This window comes from Nonomuraea thailandensis (assembly GCF_024172165.1).
GTDB classification, from domain to species: Bacteria; Actinomycetota; Actinomycetes; order Streptosporangiales; family Streptosporangiaceae; genus Nonomuraea; species Nonomuraea thailandensis.
Map to the genome: position 1 here is coordinate 846,205 of NZ_JAMZEB010000002.1, position 16,878 is coordinate 863,082.

Here is a 16,878-nt window from a genome sequence, read left to right on the forward strand (position 1 = left end):
CATCGCCGAGGCCCGCCGCATCGCCGAGGCCCGCCGCATCGCCGAGGCCCGCTGACCGGCTAGGCTCTGGCCGCGTGGAGTACCTGGTCGGCGTGGCCGTCGTCGCGGTGCTCGTCGGTGTGCCCTCGATCGTGTGGTGGCGGGTCATGCGGGGCCGCCGCGAGCTGGGCACCAGCCCCGCGGAGCGGGCCACGTTCGAGACCCTGCACACCGCCTCGCTCGCCGGGCCGCCGCTGCGGGCCGGCCTCACCGCCGACGGCGCCGAGCGCGCCTCGCGGCACCTGCGCACGCTGCTCGGCTCGGCCGCCGTGGCCATCACCGACGTCGAGCGCCTGCTCGTGTACGACGGCGACGGCGACGACCACCACGCCGAGCAGGCGTTCGAGCACGCGGCCGCCACCCTGAAGGACGGCCGCACGCAGGTGCTCACCATCGACTGCGACCTGCTCGAATGCCCCATCAGGCACGCCGTCGTGGTGCCGCTGACCACCGACGACCGCGTCGTGGGCGCGCTGGCCGCCTACGGGCAGAACGCCTCGGCCGGGCTCGTCAGGGCCGCGCAGGAGGTGGCCGGCTGGGTCGACTCGCAACTGGAGCTGGCCGAGCTGGACCGCTCGCGCACGCTGCTCATGGAGGCCGAGGTGCGGGCGCTGCGCGCGCAGATCTCCCCGCACTTCATCTACAACTCGCTCACCACCATCGCCTCCTTCGTGCGCACCGACCCCGAGCGGGCCAGGGAGCTGCTGCTGGAGTTCGCCGACTTCACCCGCTACTCCTTCCGGCGGCACGGCGAGTTCACCACGCTGGCCGAGGAGCTGCGCTCGATCGACCGCTACCTGATCCTGGAGCGGGCCAGGTTCGGCGACCAGCTCCAGGTGACGCTGCGCATCGCGCCCGAGGTGCTGCCGGTCGCGGTGCCGTTCCTGTGCCTGCAGCCGCTGGTCGAGAACGCCGTACGGCACGGCCTGGAGAGCAAGAACGGCGTCGGCCGCATCACGATCATCGCCGAGGACGCCGGCGCCGAGTGCCGCATCAGCGTCGAGGACGACGGCCTCGGCATGGACCCCGACAGGCTGCGCCGCATCCTCGCAGGTGAGATCACCCCCGCGGGCGGCGTCGGGCTGGCGAACGTGGACGAGCGGCTGCGCCAGGTGTACGGCGACGAGTACGGTCTCGTCGTCGAAACGGCCAGCGGCGCGGGCACCAAGGTCAACATCAGATTGCCGAAATATCACCCAGGCGTCTCTGCCCGTTGACCTCGATCTTTGTTGTCGGTTTCATCACTGTCTATGGCACAACTCCGGGTACTCGCCGTCGATGACGAGCTGCCCGCCCTCGAAGACCTGTCGTACCTGCTGCGCGCAGATCCCCGCATCGGCGAGGTGGTCACCGCCAGGGACGGCGCCGCGGCGCTGCGGCTGCTCGACCGCGCCATCGCCGACGGGCGGCCGATCGACGCCGTGTTCCTCGACATCAGGATGCGCGGGCTGGACGGCGTGGTGCTCGGGCGGCTGCTGTCGCAGTTCGCGAACCCGCCGAGGGTGGTGTTCGTGACCGCCTACGAGGAGCACGCGGTGGACGCGTTCGAGATCAAGGCCGAGGACTACCTGCTCAAGCCCGTCCGCCCCGAGCGGCTGGCGGAGGCGATCAGGCGCGTCGCGATCTCCGCCGACGTGCCGGCGGAGGGCGGTGAGAGCGACACGATCCCGGTCGAGCTGGGCGGGGTGACCCGGTTCGTCTCCAGCGCCGACGTCATGTACGTGGAGGCGCACGGCGACTACGCCCGCCTGCACACGGCCGCGGGCAGCCACCTGGTGCGCATCCCGCTGGCCACGCTGGAGGAGCGGTGGGCGTCGGCCGGGTTCGTCCGGGTGCACCGCAGCCACCTGGTGGCGGTCAAGCACATCGAGGAGCTGCACATCGACTCCGGCAAGTGCAGCGTACGGGTCGGCGACACCGAGATCCCGGTCAGCCGGCGGCACACCCGCGAGCTGCGCGACCTGCTGGTGCGGCGGGCCAGGAAGGGCAGGCCGGAGTGAGCGCCGAGCAGCCGCGTCCGGCGCGACGCTCGCCCCATCCCCGCCGCGTCGCCGTCACCAGCCCGCGCACCGCCGCCGCCAGGCGCCCCCGTTACCCCGCCACCCGGGAGATCGACGAGCAGACCCGGCTCGGCGAGGTCTACATGCACTCCCTGCTGCGCACCCAGTTCCGGCTGGCCCTGTTCGTCTGCACGGTGCTGGCGTGCGTGGTGGGCGGGCTGCCGCTGCTGTTCCTGCTCATCCCCGACCTGCGCGAGGTGGACGTGCTCGGCGTGCCGCTCCCGTGGGCGGTGCTCGCCGGTCTCATCTATCCGGCGTTCGTCATCGGCGCCTGGCTCTACGTCCGCCAGGCCGAGCGCAACGAGCGGCACTTCGCCGAGCTGGTCGAACGCCGGTGAGCGGGCACCTGGCGCGGCGTGGCACGGAGCCGGCGAGCGGGCGCCTGGCGCGGCATGGTGCCGGGCACCTGGCGCGATGTGGCACGGAGCCGGGCGCATGAGCCTGGCGGCGGTGCTGGTCGTGGTGGTGGCGGCCGTGCTCATCGGGGCGTTCGGGATCAGGTTCTCGCGCACCACCTCCGACTTCTACGTCGCCTCCCGCACGGTCAGCCCGCTCTGGAACGCCTCGGCCATCGGCGGCGAGTACCTGTCGGCGGCCTCCTTCCTAGGGGTCGCCGGGCTGATCCTGTCCTTCGGCGTGGACATGTTGTGGCTGCCCGTCGGCTGGACCGGCGGCTACCTGGTGCTGCTGGTGCTGGTCTCGGCGCCGCTGCGCCGGTCCGGGGCGTACACGCTGCCCGACTTCGCCGAGGCCAGGCTCGAGTCGATGCCCGTGCGCCGCACCGCGAGCGTGCTGGTCGTGCTGATCGGCTGGCTCTACCTCATGCCGCAGTTCCAGAGCGCGGGCCTGGTGCTGCGCACGATCACCGGCGCGCCCGTGTGGGTGGGCGGACTGCTGGTGGCTGTCGTCGTGGCGGTGAACGTGCTGTCGGGCGGGATGCGGTCGATCACGTTCGTGCAGGCGTTCCAGTACTGGCTCAAGCTGACGGCGCTGGCGGTGCCGCTGGTGTTCCTGCTGATGGCCTGGCAGGCCGACGGGGCGCCCAACGTCAGCGCGGCGGACGCGGCCACCTGGCAGGTGCCGCTGGCCGGGGGCAAGGAGTACGGGCTGTACTCGACGTACTCGCTGATCCTGGCCACGTTCCTGGGCACGATGGGGCTGCCGCACGTGCTCGTCCGCTTCTACACCAACCCCGACGGGCGGGCCGCGCGCCGTACGACGCTCGTGGTGCTGTCGCTGCTCGGGGCCTTCTACCTGCTGCCGGCCGTGTACGGGTGGCTGGGCCGCATGTACACGCCCGAGCTCGTCCGCACCGACACCGTCGTGCTCACGCTGCCCTCCCGCATGATCGGCGGCACCCTGGGCGACCTGCTGACCGCGCTGGTCACCGCCGGCGCGTTCGCCGCGTTCCTGTCCACCTCCTCGGGCCTGACCGTGTCCGTCGCGGGGGTGATCGCCCAGGACCTGCTCAAGGGCGGGGTGCGCTCGTTCAGGGTCGCCACCCTGATGGCGGTGGCCGTGCCGCTGGCCCTGGCGCTGTGGGCGCGGGCGCTGCCGGTGGCTGACGTGGTGGGGCTGGCGTTCGCCGTGGCGGCCTCGTCGTTCTGCCCGCTGCTGGTGCTGGGCATCTGGTGGCGGCGGCTGTCCACGACGGGGGCGCTGGCGGGGCTGTTCGTGGGAGGCGGGCTGGCCTGCGCCGCCGTGCTCGTCACGATCGTCGCGGGGCCGCAGCGGGGCCTGGCGGGGGCGCTGCTGGCCCAGCCGGCGGCGTGGACGGTGCCGATCGCGTTCACGGTGATGGTGGCGGTGTCCTTCCTGACCCCGCACCGGGTGCCGGCCGGCGTGGCCAGGACCATGGTCAGGCTGCACACCCCGGAGGACCTCGACCTCGACCGCGGCGACTGGCGTCCCCGCTCGTCCTAGCGCATCACCCTCCCGTACGCCGCCACCAGGTCGTCCATGGCCAGCACCGGGCCCTCGGGGTCCTTGGCGGCGTCGTCCCAGCGGCCCAGACCGAGCGTCGCGTGAGGTGGTCGCGGGCGAAGGCGGCGCCGGCCTGCTCGTGGGGCAGGCCGCGGTAGCGGGTGGCGACCTCGCGGGCGCGGCCCACGTCGTGGAAGGCGGCGGCCAGGACCAGTTCGTCGTCCGCTCCCGCCGCGACGGCGTGGGCGGCGGCCTGGAGGGCGTGTAGTTCAGCCGGAGAGAGCATGAGTTGTCCTCTTCTGGGGGTTTTGGTGCACGCAGGATGACCCCGCCTCCGTGACCGGACGGTGGCCGCGCGGTGGAGGTGCACCGGCCGGAGGGTTACGGGCCGGTGGGTTCGCCCTGAGTTAACCCCCCGGTTCGTGCAGGGTCAGGCGCGTCTGGCCTGCTCCTCACAGTCGGCGGCGAGCGTGGCCGGCCAGATCCGCGACCTGCGACCAAGCTCGGAGAACCGACTGTGAAACGTACCCTCACCGCCCTGGCCATGATCGGCGCGCTCGCGGCGGCGGGCTGCTCCTCGGCCGCCGGCAGCAGTGCGGACGGCGGCGATGTGCTGCGCTTCGCCGCCATCCCCGAGTTCGGGCCGCTGTCGTACGTGCTCGCCAGGAGCAACGGCGCCAGGATCACGCCGATCGCGTCGATGGTCGAGAAGGGCGGCACGCTCACCACGAGAGCTACGGCCTGGCGGCCCTCGACTCCTGCCTGTCCGGTACGCCCGTGCCGCCGCCCCTGGTGTCCTTCAAGGACCACACGCCGGGGCAGGGCCAGTACCGCGACTCGGCCGTGTACCGGCGCTGGCTGGAGGGCACCGAGGGGATCTCTCCCGAGGAGGCCCAGCGGCGGGTGGAGACGCTGGTGGCCGAGCGCGACACGCGTATCGGGCACCGGGAGATCGCGCTCGGGCGGCTGGCGGAGCTGGCCGCGCAGGGGCGGGCGCGGCTGCTCGCGCACGACCCCGTGACCGCGGCCGAGATCGACGTGGCGGTGGCCAACGGGGTCGCGGTCGCCGAGTTCGCCACGACCACGGGAGCCGCCCGGGCCGCCCGCGAGCGTGGGCTGCGGGTGGTGGCCGGGGCGCCGAACGTCCTGCGCGGCGGCTCCCACTCGGGCAACGTGTCGGCGGCGGAGCTGGTGGCGGCGGGGCTGGTGGACGGGCTGTCCAGCGACTACCTGCCCTCCACGCCGCTGGCGGCGGCGCTGCTGCTGGCCGCGCGCGGCATCGTGCCGTTGCCGCGGGCCGTGGCGCTGGTCACCTCAGGGCCCGCCGCCGTCGCCGGGCTGGCGGACCGGGGCGCGCTGGTGGCGGGGCAGCGCGGGGACCTGGCCGTCGTGACCGTGGAACGGGGGTGGCCGACGGTGCGCACCACCGTCACGGCCGGTGACTTCGCGGTGCCGGCGGGGGTAGGACAGTGACGCGGGCGCCGCGAGGAGAGGGGACGCCGATGGCCGGCGTTGAAGGGCACGAGACCCGGTCGGCCGTGCCGGATGGCCACGGAGCGGAGGCGTCCGCGCCGGATGGACACGGAGCGGAGGCGTCCGCGCCGGATGGGTCCGGTGCGGGGTCCGGGGTGCGGAACGTGCGGGGGTGGAGGGTCGGGGTGCCGGGGGAGGCGCATCCGGCGCTCGCCGCGGCGGCCGTGGCGGCGCTGGACGCGTACACCGCCGCCACCGCCGAGCACGACCGCGCCACCCTGGCCGCCGTCGTGGCGGACGGCGCGGACGGCACCCCCACCATGCGCATCGACGTGCTCGTGGAGGACGCGATCCTGGGAGCCCTGGCCCGGCACCCGGTCAACGTCCTGACCGAGGAGACCGGCTGGGTGGACCACGGCTCGGCGCTGACCCTCGTCATCGACCCGGTCGACGGCTCGGCCAACGCCGCCGCCGGCGTCCCCCTGGCGGCCTTCTCGGCGGCCGTGGCCGAGGACGGCGTCTTCACCGAGGCGCTGACGGTGTGGCTGGACACCGGGCGGAGCTGGTGGGCCCGGGCGGGCGAGCCGTCCCCGCTGCGTACGAGCGGCCGCACGGCGCTCTCAGGCGCCGCGGTCTCCCTCCTGCGGCCCCACACCGCCGACCCGGGAGCGGGCGCCGCCTGGTGGGAGGTGGCGCGGCGGGCGGCCCGCGTGCGGATCCTCAGCACGAGCTGCCTGGAGGGCGCGCTCGTGGCGCAGGGCGCGACCGACGCCTTCGCCGACGCCGCCACCGACACGCACCGCCTGGTGGACATCGCCGCCTCCGTCGTGCTGGCCGAGGCGGCGGGCGGGGCGGTCAGGGACGTGTTCGGGCGGGCGGTCGAGCTGGACACCGATCTGACCAGGCGGTGGAGCGGCGTCGTGGCCGCCACCCCGGAGCTGGCGGACGAGCTGGCCACGGTCCTGCGCGAGGCCTGCCAGGCCGGGCGCGACGGCTAGGGCGACGGCGGCTCCTCGCCAGGGCGGGTGACTTGCTCCGGGTCGGTGACTTGCTCCGGATCGGTGGCTCGCTCCGGGTCGGTGGCCTGCTCCCCGTCGGCGTCGGCTTCGGCGTCGGCTTCGGTGGGGTCGGTGAGGGCGGCGGCCACGCGGAAGTCGATGCGGATGTCGCGGTAGGTGACGTTCGGCTCGACCTGGTCGGGCAGGTTCGTGCGGTCGCTGCCCCAGGCGCACTCGCCGCCGGGCTCCGCCTCCGCGTCCACCGACACCTCCGGTCGCTCGTGGAAGCGGAGCTCCTCGGCCGTGGCGGAGGCGCTGATCTCGACGTCCGGGGTGCGCGGGTGTTCGGGTTTCGGCATGGTGGTGCTCACTTGCGGTTGTGGCGGCGCTTGAAGTGGTAGCGATGGTGGCGGTGCTGCGGCTTGCCCTGCTCGGAATCGTCCGGTTCGTCGTCCTCCGGGAGCTCGGTGGGCTCAGTGGGCTGGGGGAGCTCGGGTGGCCTGACAGGCTCGGCCGCTCGGGCGGCCTCCGCGCCGACGTCCCGCACGGCGCCTGTGCCGACGTCCCGTACGGCACCCGTGGCGTCCTGAACCGCACCACCGGCCGTGGTCCCGACGTCCTGCACGACCTCACCGGCCCCGGCCCCCACGTCGCGGACGGCGCCGCCCGCCCCGGCCCCGACGTCCCGCACGGCGCCACCGGCTCCGGCGCCGACGTCGCGGACGGCCGCACCGGCTCCCGTCCCCACGTCGCGCACGGCATGCCCGGCCCCCGCTCCGACATCCCGCACGGCGTGCCCCGCGCCGGCTCCCACGTCCCGCACCGCGTACCCGGCCCCGCTCCCGATGTCCCGCACGGCCATGCCGAGGTTGCGGGTGAGGTTCTCCAGGATCTGGGGGTTGTCGTCGATGGTCTGCAGCACCCGGTCGATGATGCGCGCCACGTTGTCCAGCCGCACCTTCAGCAGCGCCTGCGCCTCCACGCCCTTGATCGTGAGGTTGACGGAGCCGAGGAACACGTCCGCGCCCACGCTCAGCTTGAGCAGATCGAGCACCTCGGCCTGCAGCGACACCTTCGCCCGCAGGTCCTGCACGTCCAGGCTGATCTCGTCCACCAGGACGACGGGCACGTCGAGGTAGACGTCCGGATCGATGTCCTCGGTCGGACTCTCCGCGTCCTCTGTCATGGCCCACCCCCAGCCGAGTGGTTACCCACCCGGGAGAGGGCTCAGCCGCGGCGATGGGCAGACGTGACCACGTTTTGGCAGTTCAGGCGGGTGGCAGCTCGCCGGAGCCGCGCGGCACCAGCTCCACCGGCACCTTGATGCGGCGTGCCGCCGGCGACGGGTTCAGCAGGAGGTCCACGGCGGCGCGCGCCAGGCGGGCGGTGTCGTAGCGGACCACGGTCACGCCGGGGTTGAACACGTCCGCCAGCGCGAAGTCGTCGAACCCCACGTACGCGGGCCGCTCGGGCCGCTCGCGCAGGGCCTGGAGGATGCCGATGGCGGCCCGGTTGTTCGTGGCGAAGAACGCCGTGGGCGGCGAGGGCAGGTCGAGCAGCCGGGTGACCTCGCCCGACACCCGGCCGGGGTCGTACAGCTCGCGCACCACCAGCTCCTCGCCGGCCGGCAGCCCCGCGCCGGCCAGGGCGGCGCGGTAGCCGGTCGCCCGGTCGCGCACCGAGCTGATCCCGTCGTCGTCGGAGATCAGCGCGATCCGGCGGTGGCCGCGGGCGAGCAGGTGCTCGGTGGCGATGCGGCCGCCCCACACGTCGTCGAGCAGCACCACGTCGGCCCCGTCCAGGCCCGGCGGCACCCGGTCCACGAACACGGTGGTGAGGCCGGCGTGCTCGGCCAGCCAGGAGTGGTCGGCCGCCGAGGGCACGACGATGAGGGAGTCCACGCCCCGGGCGTACATGGACTCGATCAGCATGCGTTCCTTGTCGGCGCTCTCCTCGTACGAGCCGAACACCACCAGCGCCTCGTGGTCGGCCGCGGCGGCCTCCACGGCGGCGGCCAGGCGCGAGTAGAACTCGTTGGAGATGTTCTCCATCACCAGCCCGAGCGTCAGCATGGTCGCGCCCCTGGCCAGCCGGGCGGCGGCCTCGTTGCGGCGGTAGCCGAGGGCGCTGATCGCGGCCTGCACCCGCTGCTGCAGCGACGCCCGGACGTGGGGCTCCTGGTTGACGACCCGCGAGACGGTCTTGAGGCTCACACCCGCTTGCCGGGCGACGTCCGCCATGGTCGGCTTGCCGCGTTTCATCGCTCCGCTCCGCTCCGCCGCTCGGTCGCCGGCCGCCTTTCCCCGCTCTGGTCGCCGCGCTGCTGCCTGGTCCGCTCGCACGGAGCACATCGCTCCTCCAGGTGGAGGAACTCCCTGGCTGTCATAGTGTGCCCCCATGGATGATGAATGGATTTGTGGCCGGTTGGGTGAGGACGAGCCTTGGATGCTGGGCGCGGTCAACCCGCCGGTGTTCGAGAACTCGGTGTTCACGTTCGCGACGGCGGAGGAGCTCGGCGAGGCCGTCAGGAACGAGGACGAGCGCTACGTCTACTGGCGGGGGACCAACCCGACGGTGGATCTCGCCCAGCGTAAGCTCGCCGCGCTGGAGCGGGGAGAGCGGGCCAAGTGTTTCGGGTCGGGCATGGGCGCGATCTCGGCGACCATCTCCTCGCTCGTGTCGGCCGGCGACCACGTGCTGGTGCTCGGCGCGGTCTACGGGCCCACCACGCAGTTCCTGCGTTACCTGGAGAAGTTCGGGGTGACGCATACGCACGTCAGGGACCTCGATGAAGGTGACAGCGCTATCAAGGCGAGCACCCGCCTACTCTACTTCGAGTCCCCGTCCTACATGGCCTACGCGGTGGTGGACATCGCCGAGGTGACGGGCTGGGCGAAGGAGCGGGGGCTGGTGACGGTGATGGACAACACGTGGTCCACGCCGCTGTTCCAGAAGCCGCTGACGATGGGCGTGGACCTGGTGGTGCACTCGTTGTCGAAGTACATCGGCGGGCACAGCGACCTGGTGGGCGGCGTGGTGGTGGGGCCGGCGCGGCTGATCAGGCCGCTGGCGCTGACCGAGTACCAGCTCTACGGGGCCGCCATGTCGCCGCACGACGCGGCCAAGGTGATCAAGGGGCTGCGGACGCTGCCGGTGCGGATGGCGGCGCACCAGGAGCGCGGCCTGGCGGTGGCGGCGTTCCTGCGGGACCATCCGGCCGTGCGGTCGGTGAACCATCCGGGGCTGCCGTCGCATCCGGGGCATGCGATCGCGGTGCGGCAGATGTCCGGCTTCTCCAGCCTGTTCAGCCTGGAGCTCGACACGGAGTCCCGGCCGGAGGTCGGGGGGTTCCTCTCCAGGTTGCGGCATTTCCGGATCGGGGTGTCGTGGGGCGGGTTCGAGAGCCTGGTGAACGCGCCCGCGCTGTCCACCGAGGAGAGCGTGCGGGCCACCATGGGCATCCCCGTCGGCCTCGTGCGGCTCTCGGTCGGCCTGGAGCCCGCGGAGATCCTGATCAAGGATCTCGGTCTGGCCCTGGAGGGAATGTCCGCCTAACGTGATTGACAGCGCTGTCTGACCTCGCGGGAGGCTCGTCATGAGAAACCCCGTCCTCGCGGCCGCGGCCGCTGTCGTCACGTTGGCACTCGCGGGCTGCGGCTCGGGCTCCTCCGGCGCACCGGACGAGATCAGGTTACGGATGATCGAGAGCCTGACCGGCCCCGAGCGTACGAAGCTCATCAAGTCCCTCATCGCCGACTTCGAACGGGCCAACCCGGGCGTCACCGTCGAGCTCATCTCCCCGCCGCTCGACAGCGCCGACCAGAAGATCACCCAGATCCTGCAGACGAAGAAGGGCCTGGACGTGCTGGAGGTGCGCGACCACACGGCCAAGTCCTTCTCCAACAACGGCTGGCTGGCCGAGCTGCCCACCACGGGCTGGGCCGGCTGGCCGGACCTGACCGAGCTGGCCCAGAAGAAGGCGGTGGAGGTCGGGGGCAAGGCCTACCTGATCCCGTACGGGTTCTACCAGCGCACGCTGTTCTACCGTACGGACTTCGGCATGACCCGGCCCCCGGCCACCTGGCAGGAGTTGTACGAGTCCGGCAGGCGGATGACCTCCGGCGACCGCTTCGGCTACTCGTTCCGTGGCGGCAAGGGCGGCGCGGACTACGCGGTGATGATGATCAGCGCCTACAACGGCGACGCGCTGAATCCGGAGAAATCCTTCTATCTGAAGGACAAGCGCACGATCTTCTCGACCCCCGAGGCGGCCCAGGCCCTCGACCTCTTCGTCAGGATCTTCAAGGAGGCGTCACCGCCCGACTCCGTGTCCTGGGGCTACCCGGAGATGGTCCAGGGCTTCACCTCGGGCGTCACCGGCATGCTCATCCAGGACCCCGAGGTGATCAAGACGGTCGAGGAGAGCGGCGTCACGGCCTGGTCCACCGCGCCGATCCCCAAGGGCCCCACCGGGTACGCCTACCAGCCCGTCGGCTACGCCGGCTGGGGCGTGACCTCCTTCAGCCCGCACCCGAAGGAGGCGGTCAGGCTGGTGCAGTTCCTGTCCGAGGCCGAGCAGAGCATCGCCTTCGCCAAGGGCAACTCGCTCATCCCGATCTCCAGGCAGGCCCAGAGCGACCCGCAGTTCTCCCAAGGCGCGTGGAAGGCCTACCTCCAGGCCCAGCAGGACCCGAAGCAGGTGATCACGATCAGGCCGGTGGACTATCCGGGCTGGAGCCAGTTCCTGGTGGACTCCGACCGTGACGTCCAGGCCCTGATCACCGGCAAGAAGAGCACCGCCGAGGTGCTCAAGGCGTGGGACGCCTTCTGGGTGGACCAGGCCAAGAAGGTCTCATGAGGACGTTCACCGTCCGCAGGGCCCGGTTCATCGCGCTGTGCCTGCTGCCGGGCGTGGTGTTCGTGGCGCTGTTCACCTACTACCCGATGGTGCGCGGCGCGGTGATCGCCTTCCAGCGCTACAACCTGTTCGACCTCACCTCCACCCCGTTCACCGGCCTGGAGAACTTCCGCGCCGTGCTGGCCGAGGACCGCTTCTGGACGGCGCTGCGCAACACCGGCACGTGGGTGGCCGTCTCGCTGTTCTTCCAGTTCTTCCTCGGTTTCGGGCTGGCGCTGCTGCTGCGCGGGCACTTCCGGGGGCGGGGGCTCTACCAGGCGTGGGTGTTCTTCCCCTGGGCCATGTCGGGGTTCCTGATCGGGCTGCTGTGGCGGTGGATGTTCAACGGCCAGTTCGGCGTGGTCAACGACCTGCTGCTGAAGGCGGGGCTGATCGAGGAGCGCATCGGCTTCCTGGCCTCGCCGGGGTGGGCGATGACCTCGGTCATCGTGGCCAACATCTGGTACGGCGTCACGTTCTTCGCCATCATGATCATGGCCGCGCTGCAGTCGGTGCCCAGGGAACTGTACGAGGCGGCGGCCGTGGACGGGGCCTCCCGGCCGCGCCGGTTCTGGCACGTCACGCTCCCGCACATCCGCCCCACGCTGGCCCTGATCGTGCTGCTGCGGATCATCTGGATCCTCAACTTCCCCGACCTCATCTACGCGATGACCGGCGGCGGCCCGGCCGGCAGCACCGACATCGTCACCACGTTCCTCATCCAGCAGGTCATCGGCGGCGACTACGGCCGGGCGGGCGCTGTGGGCCTGCTCGTCCTCGCCCTGCTGCTGGCCTTCAGCATCTTCTACCTGAACGCCACCCGATTCGAGAAGGCCCGATGAGGCGCCTGGGCACCGTGGCCAAGGCCGTCGTGCTGGGCGCCTGGCTGCTGATCACACTGTTCCCGCTGTACTGGATCGTCGTCACCTCGCTCAAGCCCAAGCCCGAGATCTTCTCGGTGCCGCTGCGGTACTGGCCGGCGAACGTCACCTTCGAGCACTACGCCGAGTTGTTCGAGTTCGCCGACTTCGGGACGTACCTGCTGAACTCGCTCCTGGTCTCCCTCGCGGCGGCGTTCGCCGTGACCGCGATCGGCGTGCTGGGCGGCTACACGCTGGCCCGCTTCGCCTTCCCCGGCCGGGGCGCGCTGATGCTGGCCTTCCTGGTCACCCAGATGATCCCGCTGTTCATCGCGCTCGGCCCGCTCTACCTGCTGATGTCCGACCTCGACCTGCTCAACCGGCTGGCGGGGCTGATGCTGGTGTACGTGGCCATGCTGGTGCCGTTCTCGACGATCATCATGCGCGGCTTCTACGAGCGGGTGCCGGTGGCGCTGGAGGAGGCGGCGCAGGTGGACGGCGCCTCGCGGCTGGCGGCGATGGTCAGGGTGGTGATCCCGGTGATGCTGCCGGGCATCGCGGCCACGTTCATCTTCGCGTTCGTGCAGTGCTGGAACGAGCTGTTCCTGGCGATCACGTTCATCGACAGCGAGGACGCCAAGACCATCCCGGTCGCCATGAACTCCTTCATCACCCAGTACGACATCGACTGGGGCTCGATGGCGGCGGCCACGGTCGTCTCGGTGGTGCCCACGCTCGTCCTGTTCGCCGCCATCCGCCGCTACATCGTGGAGGGGCTGACCGCGGGAGCCGTAAAGGGGTGAAAGGGATGGCCGACCGCTCATCGCGCTAGACAGACCTTTCACCGCAGGCCATCCCCAACTAATCGCCGGACGGCACCGCCTCACCGAACAACCCTCCTACGGATCTCCACGACGGGTAGGTTGCGCTCTTACGTTGGGCGTGATCCGCATCACAGTGGAGGTCTCGTGACGACTAGAGAACATGACGCGTCGGTCTATGAACAAGTACAGGAGAGCAGTGAGTTCCAGGAGCTGAAAAGGGCCTTCCGCCGCTGGACGTTCCCCATGACCGTGGCGTTCCTCGCGTGGTACCTGCTCTACGTGGTGCTGTCCGGATGGGCGCGCGGGTTCATGGGGATCAAGCTGCTCGGCGACATCAACGTCGGCCTGGTCCTCGGCCTGCTGCAGTTCGTGTCCACCTTCCTCATCGCGTGGGCGTACGCCAGGCACGCGGAGAAGAAGCTCGACCCGATCGCCGACAAGCTGCGCCACGAGGTGGAGGAGAAGACCCAGTGAGCTCGACGACCCTGGGGATGATCCTCTTCCTCACCTTCGTGGCCGCCACCCTGGCGATCACGTTCTGGGCGAGCCGCCAGACCAAGACGGCCGCCGACTACTACGCGGGCGGCCGGTCGTTCAGCGGCGTGCAGAACGGCCTGGCGATCGGCGGCGACTACATGTCGGCCGCCTCCTTCCTCGGCATCGCGGGCATCATCGCGCTGTCCGGTTATGACGGGTTCCTCTACTCGATCGGCTTCCTGGTCGCCTGGCTGGTGGCGCTGCTGCTGGTGGCCGAGCTGATGCGGAACTCCGGCAAGTTCACCATGGCCGACGTGCTGGCGTTCAGGATGAGCCCGCGCCCGGTCCGCACGGCGGCGGGCGTGTCCACGATCGTGGTGAGCATCTTCTACCTGCTGGCGCAGATGGTGGGCGCGGGCGCGCTGGTCGGCCTGCTGCTCGGCATCACCGGCGAGGCGGGCAAGGCCTGGACGATCGTCGGCGTGGGCGCGCTGATGATCGTGTACGTCGTCTTCGGCGGCATGAAGGGCACCACCTGGGTGCAGATCGTCAAGGCCGTGCTGCTCATGGGCGGCGCCGCCCTGGTGACGCTGCTGGTGCTGGGCAAGTACGGCTTCAACCTGTCGGCCCTGCTCGGCGAGGCCGCCGCCAAGAGCGGCCCCGCGGCCAACCCCGGCAACTTCCTGATCCCCGGCCTGAAGTACGGCACCGAGGCGCAGGGCCTGGCCGGCAAGATCGACCTGATCAGCCTCGGCCTGGCGCTGGTGCTGGGCACGGCGGGCCTGCCGCACATCCTCATCCGCTTCTACACCGTCCCGACCGCCAAGGACGCCCGCAAGTCGGTCCTGTGGGGCATCGGCATCATCGGCGCCTTCTACCTGCTCACCCTGGTCCTCGGCTTCGGCGCGGCGGCCCTGGTGGGCAAGGACGCGATCGTCGCGGGAGACAAGGCGGGCAACACGGCGGCCCCGCTGCTGGCGCAGCAGATCGGGGCGGACATCTTCGGCCCGGTCGGCGGCACGATCCTGCTGGCGCTCATCGGCGCCGTGGCCTTCGCCACGATCCTGGCCGTGGTCGCGGGCCTGACCCTCGCCTCCTCCTCCAGCTTCTCCCACGACCTGTACGCGCACGTCTTCAAGCGCGGCCAGGCCAGCGAGCGCCAGGAGGTCGTGGTGGCCCGCCTCTCCGCGCTGGTCATCGGAGCCGTGGCGATCGGCCTGGGCATCCTCGCCCAGGGCCAGAACGTGGCGTTCCTGGTGGCCCTGGCGTTCGCCGTGGCGGCCTCGGGCAACCTGCCGGCGATCCTCTACAGCCTGTTCTGGAAGAGGTTCAACACGGCCGGCGCGGTCTCGGCCATCTACGGCGGTCTCGTCTCCGCCCTGGTGCTGGTGATCTTCTCGCCGGTCGTCTCCGGCGGCGAGACGGCGCTGTTCAAGACGGCCGACTTCGTGCTCTTCCCGCTGAGCAACCCCGGCATCGTCTCGATCCCGCTGGGCTTCCTGTGCGGCTGGCTCGGCACGATCCTCAGCAAGGAGTACAACGCCGCCAAGTACGCCGAGATCGAGGTCCGCTCGCTCACCGGCGTCGGCGCCGAGAAGGCCTCCGAACACTGACGCCAACCCCCTGGGAGAGGCGCCCGACCCCCCTGCCCCGGGGCGCCTTGCCCGCGAGGGCCCGGCCGTGACAACGGCCGGGCCCTCTCGCGTGTACGGGATCCCCGGCGGGGAAGGAGGGGCGGGCGTCCCAGTGGGGCGTCCCACACCTGCTGGAGTTTCTTAACAGGACAGAAACGCAGTGAAGTGAGTGGTTGACGGGATTTCAGCGGTATGGGTACGTTCTCAGATGTGTGAACGTTGCCACACTGGCCTGGCGCCACGTGGCCGTCATCAGCATGCCTGATGCTCCGCTTGTTCCAGTGTGGAGGCGAAACCCCCAATGAGATCCCCGCTCGTCCGCTGGTCAGTCCTTTCCGTGTCGCTCGCGCTGGCGCTCACCGCGTGCGCCAAGGGCACCGGTGGCGCCGCGGCGCCCGCTCCGTCGGCAAGCCAGTTCAACCCCGGAGCCTCCTACCAGGGCACCATCTCGGTCATGGGCTTCGGCGCGACCGACGAGATCGGTGCGACCCGCGTCGAGCTGGCCAAGACGTCGCTCAAGGGCGCGGACGTGAAGCTCATCGAGGGCGACCTCGACATCCAGCAGTTCCTGTCGGCGGTGGCGGCCGGCGACCCGCCGGACATCATCTACGCCAACCGCGACCAGATCGGCACCTTCGCCTCGCGCGGCGCGATCATCCCGCTCACCTCGTGCGTCCAGGGCGAGCAGATCGACACCTCGATGTACAACAAGAACGCGCTCAGCCAGGTGACCTTCGGCAACGAGGTCTACGCGATCCCCGAGTTCAACCAGGTCCAGATCACCATGGCCAACGCCGACCTGCTCGGCAAGGCCGGCCTGACGATCGCCGACGTCAACGGCTCCAACTGGGACAAGATCACCGCGGCGACCGAGAAGCTGGTCAAGGCGCCCGGCGGCAAGCTCCAGGTGATCGGCTTCGACAGCAAGCTGCCGGAGTTCCTGCCGCTGTGGGCCAAGTCCCTCGGCGCCGACCTGCTCTCGGCCGACGGCAGGACCGCCCAGCTCAACACCCCCGAGGTGGTCAGGGCGCTGCAGTTCGCGGTGGCCGTCTACGACGCGCAGGGCGGCTTCGCCAAGGTCAAGGCCGTGCGCGACTCGGCCGACTTCTTCGGCAAGGGCAACCAGTTCGCCAAGAACGCGCTGGGCGTCATGCCGATGGAGCAGTGGTACGTCAACGTGCTCAACGACGTCTCGCCCAAGGCGCCCATGGCCTTCGACAGCTTCCGCACCCCCGAGGGCAAGCCGCTGGCCTACTCCTCCGGCTCGTCGTGGGCCATCCCCAAGGGCTCCAAGAACCCCGGCGCCGCCTGCCGCTTCGCCAAGACGATGACGCTGGTGGAGTCGTGGAAGGCCGCCGCCCAGGCCCGCCTGGACAAGCGCAAGGCCGAGGGCAAGCCGTTCACCGGCGTCCTGACCGGCAACGTCAAGGCCGACGAGGAGATCCAGAAGATGGTCACCTCGGGCGGCGAGCCCTGGGACGCCGGCGTCAAGGCCGTCTACGAGGCCAACCAGAACACCTTCAGCCTGCCGGCCAACCCCGCCGACAAGGAGTTCAAGGACGCCTGGCAGGGCGCGGTGAACCGGGTGCTCAACGGCCAGGAAGAGCCGCAGGCCGCCATGGACAGGGCGCAGAAGGACGCCCAGGCGGCCCTGGACAAGGCATGGGCCGACTGGACGAAGCGAACGAACTAA

The 16,878-nt window shown here is 71.1% G+C and carries 17 protein-coding genes; 13 read left to right on the plus strand and 4 right to left on the minus strand.

Annotated elements, in window-relative coordinates; translation table 11 throughout:
- Window positions 1-74 precede the first annotated feature (74 nt).
- The 4 genes from HD597_RS07920 (at window position 75) to HD597_RS07935 (ending at window position 4,022) form a co-directional block, all read left to right on the plus strand.
- A complete protein-coding gene (locus HD597_RS07920; protein WP_253741081.1) occupies window positions 75-1,256 on the plus strand; it encodes a sensor histidine kinase in 1,182 nt (393 codons plus the stop codon).
- Window positions 1,257-1,289: 33 nt separating this feature from the next.
- Window positions 1,290-2,039, plus strand: coding sequence for a LytR/AlgR family response regulator transcription factor (locus HD597_RS07925; protein WP_253741082.1), 750 nt, complete (start codon window positions 1,290-1,292; stop codon window positions 2,037-2,039).
- Complete coding sequence (locus HD597_RS07930) at window positions 2,036-2,437, plus strand: hypothetical protein (protein WP_253741083.1); 402 nt, start codon at window positions 2,036-2,038, stop codon at window positions 2,435-2,437. The genes HD597_RS07925 and HD597_RS07930 overlap by 4 nt, the downstream gene beginning before the upstream one ends.
- Window positions 2,438-2,534: 97 nt before the next feature.
- The gene (locus HD597_RS07935; RefSeq protein ID WP_253741084.1) at window positions 2,535-4,022 is read left to right on the plus strand and encodes a sodium/solute symporter; all 1,488 of its coding nucleotides are present in this window, start codon (window positions 2,535-2,537) and stop codon (window positions 4,020-4,022) included.
- A 4-nt stretch (window positions 4,023-4,026) separates the two neighbouring features.
- Here HD597_RS07935 and HD597_RS07940 read toward each other — a convergent pair whose 3' ends face one another.
- On the minus strand, window positions 4,027-4,308 hold the full coding sequence (locus HD597_RS07940) for an HD domain-containing protein (RefSeq protein ID WP_253741085.1): 282 nt from the start codon (window positions 4,306-4,308) through the stop codon (window positions 4,027-4,029).
- Window positions 4,309-4,799: 491 nt separating this feature from the next.
- On the opposite strand from HD597_RS07940, the gene HD597_RS07945 reads away from it, so the two are divergent.
- Window positions 4,800-5,495, plus strand: coding sequence for an amidohydrolase family protein (locus HD597_RS07945; RefSeq protein ID WP_253741086.1), 696 nt, complete (start codon window positions 4,800-4,802; stop codon window positions 5,493-5,495).
- Between the two features lie 164 nt (window positions 5,496-5,659).
- Window positions 5,660-6,493, plus strand: a complete 834-nt coding sequence (locus HD597_RS07950) for an inositol monophosphatase family protein (protein ID WP_253741087.1) — start codon at window positions 5,660-5,662, stop codon at window positions 6,491-6,493.
- On the opposite strand, the gene HD597_RS07955 is transcribed toward HD597_RS07950, so the two are convergent.
- From HD597_RS07955 to HD597_RS07965, 3 genes are all read right to left on the minus strand, one after another.
- The gene (locus HD597_RS07955) at window positions 6,490-6,852 is read right to left on the minus strand and encodes a hypothetical protein (protein WP_253741088.1); all 363 of its coding nucleotides are present in this window, start codon (window positions 6,850-6,852) and stop codon (window positions 6,490-6,492) included. The two genes, HD597_RS07950 and HD597_RS07955, sit on opposite strands and share 4 nt — an antisense overlap.
- An 8-nt stretch (window positions 6,853-6,860) precedes the next feature.
- Entirely contained in the window at window positions 6,861-7,679 is an 819-nt protein-coding gene (locus HD597_RS07960; RefSeq protein ID WP_253741090.1) for a TrbL/VirB6 family protein, read from the minus strand.
- A gap of 82 nt (window positions 7,680-7,761) precedes the next feature.
- Complete coding sequence (locus tag HD597_RS07965; RefSeq protein WP_253741092.1) at window positions 7,762-8,754, minus strand: LacI family DNA-binding transcriptional regulator; 993 nt, start codon at window positions 8,752-8,754, stop codon at window positions 7,762-7,764.
- Between the two features lie 136 nt (window positions 8,755-8,890).
- Here HD597_RS07965 and HD597_RS07970 point away from each other — a divergent pair, with 136 nt between their 5' ends.
- From HD597_RS07970 to HD597_RS08000, 7 genes are all read left to right on the plus strand, one after another.
- On the plus strand, window positions 8,891-10,048 hold the full coding sequence (locus HD597_RS07970; RefSeq protein ID WP_253741094.1) for a trans-sulfuration enzyme family protein: 1,158 nt from the start codon (window positions 8,891-8,893) through the stop codon (window positions 10,046-10,048).
- A 40-nt stretch (window positions 10,049-10,088) separates the two neighbouring features.
- Window positions 10,089-11,351: an ABC transporter substrate-binding protein gene (locus HD597_RS07975; RefSeq protein ID WP_253741096.1), complete on the plus strand. Its 1,263-nt coding sequence runs from the start codon at window positions 10,089-10,091 to the stop codon at window positions 11,349-11,351.
- The gene (locus HD597_RS07980; RefSeq protein WP_253741097.1) at window positions 11,348-12,232 is read left to right on the plus strand and encodes a carbohydrate ABC transporter permease; all 885 of its coding nucleotides are present in this window, start codon (window positions 11,348-11,350) and stop codon (window positions 12,230-12,232) included. Before HD597_RS07975 ends, HD597_RS07980 begins: the two co-directional genes overlap by 4 nt.
- On the plus strand, window positions 12,229-13,053 hold the full coding sequence (locus HD597_RS07985; RefSeq protein WP_253741099.1) for a carbohydrate ABC transporter permease: 825 nt from the start codon (window positions 12,229-12,231) through the stop codon (window positions 13,051-13,053). Before HD597_RS07980 ends, HD597_RS07985 begins: the two co-directional genes overlap by 4 nt.
- A 165-nt stretch (window positions 13,054-13,218) precedes the next feature.
- Window positions 13,219-13,548, plus strand: a complete 330-nt coding sequence (locus tag HD597_RS07990) for a DUF485 domain-containing protein (protein WP_253741101.1) — start codon at window positions 13,219-13,221, stop codon at window positions 13,546-13,548.
- Entirely contained in the window at window positions 13,545-15,164 is a 1,620-nt protein-coding gene (locus HD597_RS07995) for a monocarboxylic acid transporter (RefSeq protein ID WP_504928477.1), read from the plus strand. Before HD597_RS07990 ends, HD597_RS07995 begins: the two co-directional genes overlap by 4 nt.
- 322 nt (window positions 15,165-15,486) lie before the next feature.
- Window positions 15,487-16,878 (plus strand): ABC transporter substrate-binding protein, encoded by a 1,392-nt coding sequence (locus tag HD597_RS08000; RefSeq protein ID WP_253741104.1) that lies wholly within the window; start codon window positions 15,487-15,489, stop codon window positions 16,876-16,878.